This is a genomic window from Lacinutrix cladophorae, assembly GCF_053604645.1.
In genome coordinates this window covers 1-209 of sequence record NZ_JBSHNR010000052.1, presented here as the reverse complement: position 1 = coordinate 209, position 209 = coordinate 1, and the positions used below count along the sequence as shown (strand labels likewise).

Below are 209 nucleotides of genomic sequence, written 5' to 3'. Positions count from 1 at the left end.
ACATTACCAGCAGATGTAAGTGGTACTTTAACAACAGGAACTTCAGATCCAGAAACAGTAACCGTATTAGAAGGAGTTGAAACAGCAACAACCGATGACGGTTATGAACCAGTAACTGCAGAATTAACAGGAGTTGTATTTGAAGATCTTAACGGCGATGGAATACAAGATCCAGGAGAAGAAGGAATAGAAGGAGTAGAAGTTGTAAT

1 protein-coding gene is annotated in these 209 nt (G+C 39.2%); it reads left to right on the top strand.

Translation table 11 applies throughout. The annotated features are described in order from the left end of the window. The coding region (locus ACVC3Y_RS00370; protein ID WP_452225758.1) for a hypothetical protein at positions 1-209 on the top strand (209 nt) is incomplete at both ends.